5 protein-coding genes and 1 pseudogene are annotated in these 7242 nt (G+C 42.4%); 2 read left to right on the plus strand and 4 right to left on the minus strand.

Features of this window, described 5'->3' with window-relative positions; translation table 11 throughout:
- Positions 1 to 611: transcriptional repressor LexA (lexA, locus tag A9E74_RS13165; protein ID WP_245652172.1), on the plus strand; the 611-nt coding region annotated here is incomplete at its 5' end.
- Between the two features lie 74 nt (positions 612 to 685).
- Here lexA and galU read toward each other — a convergent pair.
- The 4 genes from galU to A9E74_RS13185 are packed head-to-tail and all read right to left on the minus strand — an operon-like array spanning position 686 to position 6339.
- Positions 686 to 1531 (minus strand): UTP--glucose-1-phosphate uridylyltransferase GalU, encoded by an 846-nt coding sequence (gene galU, locus A9E74_RS13170; protein WP_069297064.1) that lies wholly within the window; start codon positions 1529 to 1531, stop codon positions 686 to 688.
- A 31-nt stretch (positions 1532 to 1562) separates the two neighbouring features.
- The gene (locus tag A9E74_RS13175; protein WP_069297065.1) at positions 1563 to 3314 is read right to left on the minus strand and encodes a sugar phosphorylase; all 1752 of its coding nucleotides are present in this window, start codon (positions 3312 to 3314) and stop codon (positions 1563 to 1565) included.
- Positions 3315 to 3324: 10 nt separating this feature from the next.
- On the minus strand, positions 3325 to 4548 hold the full coding sequence (locus A9E74_RS13180) for a glycosyltransferase family protein (protein ID WP_069297066.1): 1224 nt from the start codon (positions 4546 to 4548) through the stop codon (positions 3325 to 3327).
- Between the two features lie 15 nt (positions 4549 to 4563).
- Complete coding sequence (locus tag A9E74_RS13185; protein ID WP_245652173.1) at positions 4564 to 6339, minus strand: HAD-IIB family hydrolase; 1776 nt, start codon at positions 6337 to 6339, stop codon at positions 4564 to 4566.
- A gap of 551 nt (positions 6340 to 6890) precedes the next feature.
- Here A9E74_RS13185 and A9E74_RS13190 point away from each other — a divergent pair.
- Positions 6891 to 7242, plus strand: a pseudogene (locus A9E74_RS13190) (hypothetical protein); the annotation flags it as partial.

Consider the following 7242-nt stretch of genomic DNA (forward strand, 5'->3'; position numbering starts at 1 on the left):
AAATAGCCATGCTAACCAAAAGACAACAAGATACGCTCAATTTTATTCGTCATTACATTGAAAAAAATGGTGAAGCCCCCCTGGTGACCGAAATTGCTGAGGGATTGGGGATTGCCTCGCAAGGCACTACTCATCGGTATATTCAAGCTTTGATTGATGGTGGCTACTTGGAACGACTTACTGGCAGAACGCGTGGTTTACAGTTGAACGAACCAGCAACCTCAGATCAATCTCTTATATTGCCGATGATGGGTAAAATTGCTGCTGGCCGTTTGATTGAAGCCGTGCCAGATGAGTCTGAAATTGACCTTGGCATCATGTTCAAAGGTAAAGGACGATATGTTCTCAAAATCAGTGGTGAGTCGATGATCGGTAAAGGCATTATGTCTGGTGATTATGTGGTTGTGGAGTCGACCAGACAGGCTAAGCACGGTGACATGATTGTTGCTTTGGTTGATGGTTATGATGCCACCCTTAAAACCATGTTGGTCAATAAAGATGGCACCATTACTTTAATGCCTGCAAATGACGCGTTTGAACCTGTAACGATTGATGCTAAACGGCTCAGTATTCAGGGCGTTGTGGTAGGCCAACTGCGAACTTATCCTTGAAGCGTTATTAACAAATATACATTTTAAAAACTCGCTAAAGATCGTAATTTGCAGTTGATTTTTACTTATGCAGATTAACCATATTGTTTTTTGAAATAGTAGTTAGTAGCTTCAACATAACCGGCAATGCTGCCGCAATCGAAGCGGTGACCTTTAAATTTAACTGCCAGTACCGGCTTTTCTTGAGCCATAGCACGGATGGCATCAGTAATTTGTACTTCGCCATTTGCCCCAGGTGGTGTATTGCGTAAGTACTCAAAGATATCGGGAGTCAAAACATAACGGCCGATGATGGCTAAATTACTTGGTGCGTCTTCTGGCTTGGGTTTTTCAACCATATCCGTAACACGATAAATATCCGGTTCAATTTCCTCGCCAGAAATGACACCATAACTACCCGTTGCATCGGCTGGCACTTCTTCAATTGCTACGATGGTGCATTGATGTTTTCTGTACAGTTCGACAAGTTGCCCTAAGGCGCGTTTGCCACCAGATTCTGGCGTGGCACATAAATCATCCGCTAGTAATACGGCAAAAGCTTCGTGCCCAATGATTGGTTCACCCGTCAAAATGGCATGGCCTAAACCTAACATTTCACGTTGACGCATAAAAATAAAATCGCATGAATCCATAACATTACGGATATCGGTAAGATAAGACTCTTTGCTGGTTCCCTGGATTTGCTGTTCCAATTCAAAGCTGGTATCAAAATGATCGGCGATGGCTCTTTTTCCTCGCCCAGTAATAAAACCCATGCTATACAATCCGGCTTCCATCGCTTCTTCTACACCGTACTGAATCAAAGGTTTATCAACGATAGGTAACATTTCTTTCGGCATAGCTTTAGTGGCCGGCAAAAAACGTGTGCCATAGCCGGCGACGGGGAAAAGACATTTATGGATATCAACTTGTTCGGTCATGAATAAATCCTTAACTTTGAAAATACGGGGATCAGCGATTGCTCAGCCAGAGGCTTTGATAAGGGGACAGCTGAATTTCACTTTGCCAAGATTCGATAACATTGCCACTGATAAGATCATGCCAGTTATCGGTGGCCACCAGATTGAGATCGGCAATGCGAAGTATTTGAGCCTGATCACTGATATTAAATATACAGAATATGCTTTGTTGACGATCAATACTTTGTCGCCAGAAGCCAAATAAAGAATCACCCATTTGTAATGTATATTGCGTGGCATTCGGATGAAAAGCAGCTTGTTGTATACGAAGTTTAATAAGCTCAGTGAGTTTTTGATAAACCATAGAGTGATTATTTGTTGGATGTTTTAACGCCGCCCGAATGGCTGCATCGTCCCATTGATGACGATTAATAGCGCGATTATGTTGTTGTTTCTCCAGCCGTTGGTAATCATTGCCGGAGGCTAACAGGCTATGAATATAAATTCCCGGTATACCTTCGAGTGCCAGCATAATTGCATGGGCACAGATAAACCGGGCCTGTTGCCATTGATCGGGGCCTTTTAATGTTCCTTGCAACGCATCAAATAGCGAAATATTGATTTCATAGGGTTTTTTAATACTATTTTCAGCGGCACGCCAGGAAATTTCACCACCAAAACCCTGCATGGTTGAGATAAGAGCGGCAATTTCACTATCAGTTAACAGACCTTCGGCAGGCCGCAGGCCAATACCATCATGTGATGCAATAAAGTTAAAGTAGGCAGTACCATTTTGCGCGGGAGGCATACTCATAAGCCACTGGCGTAAATAAAAACAATTACCAGTTATTAGGCTGTTGAGTAATAGCGGTGGTAATGAAAAGTTATAGATCCAATGGGCTTCATTGGCGTTGCCAAAATAACTGAGATTTTCCCGGTTTGGGATATTGGTTTCAGTAATGATCACCGCATCATTTTGAGCTTGTTCAATCAATAAACGTAGTAATCTCACTAACTCATGGGTTTGCGGTAAGTTTAGGCAGTTAGTGCCGGGCTGTTTCCATAAAAACGCCACAGCATCAAGTCGAAACAGGCGTATACCCTGATCCAGATAAAATCGAATAATTTTTACAAAGGTTTTAAGTACTTCGATATTACGAAAGTCAAAATCTACCTGTTCGTGGCTAAAAGTACACCAGACATGTTTAATACCATTAGCCGTTTCTGTCTCTCTTAACAACGGTGTGATTCGTGGGCGGACTACTTGCGATATCGGTGTATCTGCCTCACAAGTATAAAAATAATCATGGCCCTCACCGTGACCGGCGATAAAATTCTGAAACCATTGGCTGCTACTTGAGCCATGGTTAATCACTAAATCTGCCATCAGTCGGTAATCTTTGGCGATAGCATTGATATCCGACCAATCGCCTAATTCAGGATTGACCTGAAAAAAATCCTTCACCGCAAAACCATCATCACTGCAGAAGGGAAAAAACGGCAGGATATGTACCGTATTAATACTCTCTGCAAAATAATCATCCAGAAACCGTTTAAGCGTTTGCAATGGTGCTTCATCGCTTTTCAGAATGCTATTACCGTAAGTAATCATGGCGATATCATTAGCCTGCCATTTATTTTTATACGGTTGAGGAGACTGAGCTTCGGGGCTGACTTGCATTATAGCCAATAACTCATTAGCTAAACTAGAAAGCGTTTGAGAGTCTTGGATTTCGCCGTAGACAGTCGTCAGATGATAAAGCACATTTTGGAAAACCGCTGGACGCTCGGGTGTTTGTGTCATTACTTAGCCCCTAAGCAGAATATTCCAGATAATCATCTTCCACCGCCTGATAGATCCGTTCGAAAATATCCGGCAAGGCACTTTGCACCCGATTCCAGCTAGGGATAAAAGGTGTTTCCATCGGGTTGTCCAGAAAAATCTGTCCAGCGTCCATGATGTTACGTGCAAACATCTCTACTGAAGCTTCTTCCTGGTGAATATCAAATTTCAAACCATTCATCACTGCATCATTTCGATAGGTTTCCACAAAATCCAATGCAATACGGTAATAGGTAGCTTTAATACTACGAAAATGTTCAGGGCTGAAAACAGTCCCTTTGGTGGCAAGTTTTCGGAATAGAGCTTTGGAAATATCTACTGACATTTTTGATAAACCGCCTTGCTGATCGTCGGTAGAAAGATCCTGATGTTTGTGATCATAAATATCGGCGATATCGACCTGACATAGTCGGTTATTGGCGTAGTTTCGATGCATTTCAGATAACACACCGATTTCCAGACCCCAATCGCTAGGGATACGGATATCACTTAATACATCACGGCGGAAGGAAAACTCCCCAGCTAATGAATAACGAAAGCTATCCATATAATCGAGGTAATCACTTGGGCCCATGACCTTCTTAAGTGCTCTCAAAAGTGGCGTGATTAATAAACGATTGACCCGGCCATTCAGTTTTCCGCTTGAAACTCTGGCGTAATAGCCTTTGCAAAATTCATAATTAAACATCGGATTAGCGACGGGATATATTAATCTGGCCAATAGTTCGGTGTTGTAAGTAACAATGTCACAATCATGCAATGCAATTGATTCGGCTTTGCCTGAAGCTAAAATATATCCCATGCAATACCAGACATTTCGGCCTTTACCAGCTTGATGTGGAGCCAGATTCAAAGCTTGTAATTCGGCATCAATCGCACTTAACCGTGGTCCGTCGTGCCACATAACCCGATGATGTTGGGGCAAATCACTAAAAAAACCTAAAGCATGTTTAAATTCATCGGCATTGGCTCGGTCCAGCCCAATCACAATTTCTGATAAATACGGGACGGTTTTTAATTGCTGAACAATGGCGGGCAGGGCTTCGCCTTGCAGCTCCGAAAAAAGAGAGGGTAACAATAACCCCATGGGACGTTGCTGGCTGAACTGCACCAGATCTTGTTCTAAATCTGCCAGATGTCGATGTGTAAGATTATGTAGTGTCGTGATAATACCGTTCTGATGAAAGTCTGCCATGGGAGCCCTTTGTTATTAATGCACTAATGCTGTGCCTAGGTGGAGCTGCTGTAAGACTTGCTGGACACCTTCCGCCCAACCTCGAGGTCCACAATGTGCTGCCTGCATTACATCGTGATGTCGTTTTAATAAGGGTAGTGCGTTCACTGGAGATGGAATCAATAAAGCCATATCAGCTGTTTCCAGCATGGCCACATCGTTTTGACTATCTCCAATTGCCAGACTGGTAAAGCGTTTGTCTGGACAGAAATTTTCATAAACCTGTTTAAGCCATTGGATAGCTTTGCCCTTGTCACATTGTCCTGAAACATGCATGAAGCGCCCACCTATTAAAACTTGTGCGCCACGTTTTCGGACTTCTTCTATAAATTGTTTTTGCTTACGCGGATTACCATGCCAGGCCAGAGCTTCTCCATATTGTCTTCGTGCTGCACGCGCTGCGGCATGCACATCCAAACCGGTCATGGCGATAATGCCGTCAATACCCGCTTGGGCAAACGTGGTGAAATCATCATTAAATAATGGTTCCACCGATTTGATAATGGATTGCCAATGGGAGCGTGGTTGAACAAATTCTTTTATCCAATACTTACCACTGGTTTTAGTATCAGTTGGCTGGTTAGAAAAATAATTCACTGGAATAAATACTGCCGCCCCATTTTCACAAATAAAGGGATGTGGGTTTTCCAGTGATTCACTTATTTGTTCAATTTCAGACTGGGTTTTACTGCTGACAGGAATAAGTGGTATTTGCAGCTGTTTAAGTCTTTCCAAGACGGGATCCGCTTCATCGTGACGATAATTATGATGATCCAGCAGACTGCCATCCAGATCGGTAAATACTAACAATGAGGCCTTGGGGCATGATGCTCCAGGGGGGGATTGTTTCGGACGTTTCAAGGCCACGATATCTCTTTCCATATTAAGTTCAAAAACATAATCCATTTGTTCCGGTAGTGTATCCAGACAGTGTTGGGTCACACGTTGATAATATTGAATAAACCGCGCGATATCATCGGCATTCATAATTTTGTTTTCAGTTGAGCTGACGACTTGTTGCAGTTTTTCTTCCTGCTCCAATCGCCAGTCATAGATACAGTCAAAATTAGGTGCTTTAAGCATGATCCAGCTATCCACTCTTTGGAACAGGGCTTGATATTCCTGCTCGAGTTTTTGATTTACAAAGTGTCGCCAATAAGCATCCGGATCTTCACTTTGTTCGAGTTTATTGATTGGAGTGGTTAAGGCTTCTTCAGGTTGAGGACATGCACCCATGCACCAGCCTTCCAATACAATAAATTTGGGTGCGCTTTCTAATACTGGCCATTGTTCAACAGGAAAACGATCATCGTGTGCTTTATCAAAACGCGGTATGGCAATGTTTTTTCTTTGTGAGAGTAATTTGTCCAAGGTCGATAATGCCAGTTCAACATCATGGGTTCCTGGTACACCTCGAGTAGCCAATAACGGATGAACAGTATTGGCTAGGTCGACTCGTTGTTGATGAGTTAGATAGAAATCATCCAAGGATAAGGCAATTGCAGATTTATGGTGTTGGGTGGTTAATATGTGAACCAAACATTCAGCTAAAGTACTTTTGCCTGAACCTTGCGCACCATGGATGCCGATGATTATGGGGCGTTTTGCTCCCTTTTGGTGCAAAACCAATTCCTTAACGACCTCAGCAAACCAATCATCAATTTGTTGTGCGTATTTAGCTGATAGCTGATGCGCGCTTAGGAAATTCTGAATGTTTGTAGAAAGATTGACCATCACCATTGCCTGTTCCAATCGATATTGAAATTCCCTGACGCAAGTTTCATACCGGTATAGGGAAAAACTTCATGTTGGTATTAAAGCAGGGTCTTTTTAGCGTTAGCTTGACGGGGTTGGCTTAGAACTATCCAAAGAAATCAGTGTGAAAATTGATTCGTAAAATTTGAGACTCAGATTGATTAGATTGTTGATCTGTTTCAATTGAGCCGTTCTGATCGGAAAAATTTACATTAGCTAGGATTTTATTTAGAGCGTGTTTTGATTAAGGCTATAAAACTGTCAAAAAAAGGGTAAACCCGAAGGTTTACCCAAAGCTCAGCACGCAGCGAGAGAGAACGAACATGCACTGAAGAAAACTACAACTTTGTTATTGCATTAACGATGCCAAAAAATTAAATCATTTAAAAACATATGGTTAATGTTTTTGATTGGGGTAATGAAAGATTATTCGCACCACAAAACAGCAGCTTTGCACCTCAGCAGCGCATTCATTTAGTGATGCAGGAATTTTTCACGGTTTTTTGCCAGTCATATCTAATTATGAATAACAGCTGAGATGGCTATAAATGAAAAAACTGATTGTTATTTTATTTTCAATGTACTCAAACTTGCTTGTGGCAGCAGATATGCAAAGTTCACAAAGCTTAATCACGGATTGTTATCAGGAATGGCAAAGCAGGGGATGGACCTTGGGCGAAGATCGACGGCCCGCTGCAACTATTGTTGGTTTTCGCGAGGGCATCATGCGTATATGCGAAGTCCGCACAGAATTATTTTTGCAGGGGGCAGATGTTTCTCCCTATATACAAGGAAGGCTTCGTGACCTGGCTCCTTATGTTTTTACAGCAACGAAAGAAGATATCAAGCAACGAATCTTGCAGGTAAATGATCAAACTGGCTATCCTGCAGAGTCAGGCT

The sequence above is a fragment of the Methylophaga muralis genome (assembly GCF_001720165.1).
In the GTDB taxonomy this organism is placed as follows: Bacteria; Pseudomonadota; Gammaproteobacteria; order Nitrosococcales; family Methylophagaceae; genus Methylophaga; species Methylophaga muralis.

Bases quoted from the DNA above. Each gene is read 5' to 3' on its own strand.
- galU (WP_069297064.1), bottom strand. From the start codon at position 1,531: ATGACCGAACAAGTTGATATCCATAAATGTCTTTTCCCCGTCGCCGGC.
- A9E74_RS13180 (WP_069297066.1), bottom strand. From the start codon at position 4,548: ATGGCAGACTTTCATCAGAACGGTATTATCACGACACTACATAATCTT.
- A9E74_RS13175 (WP_069297065.1), bottom strand. From the start codon at position 3,314: ATGACACAAACACCCGAGCGTCCAGCGGTTTTCCAAAATGTGCTTTAT.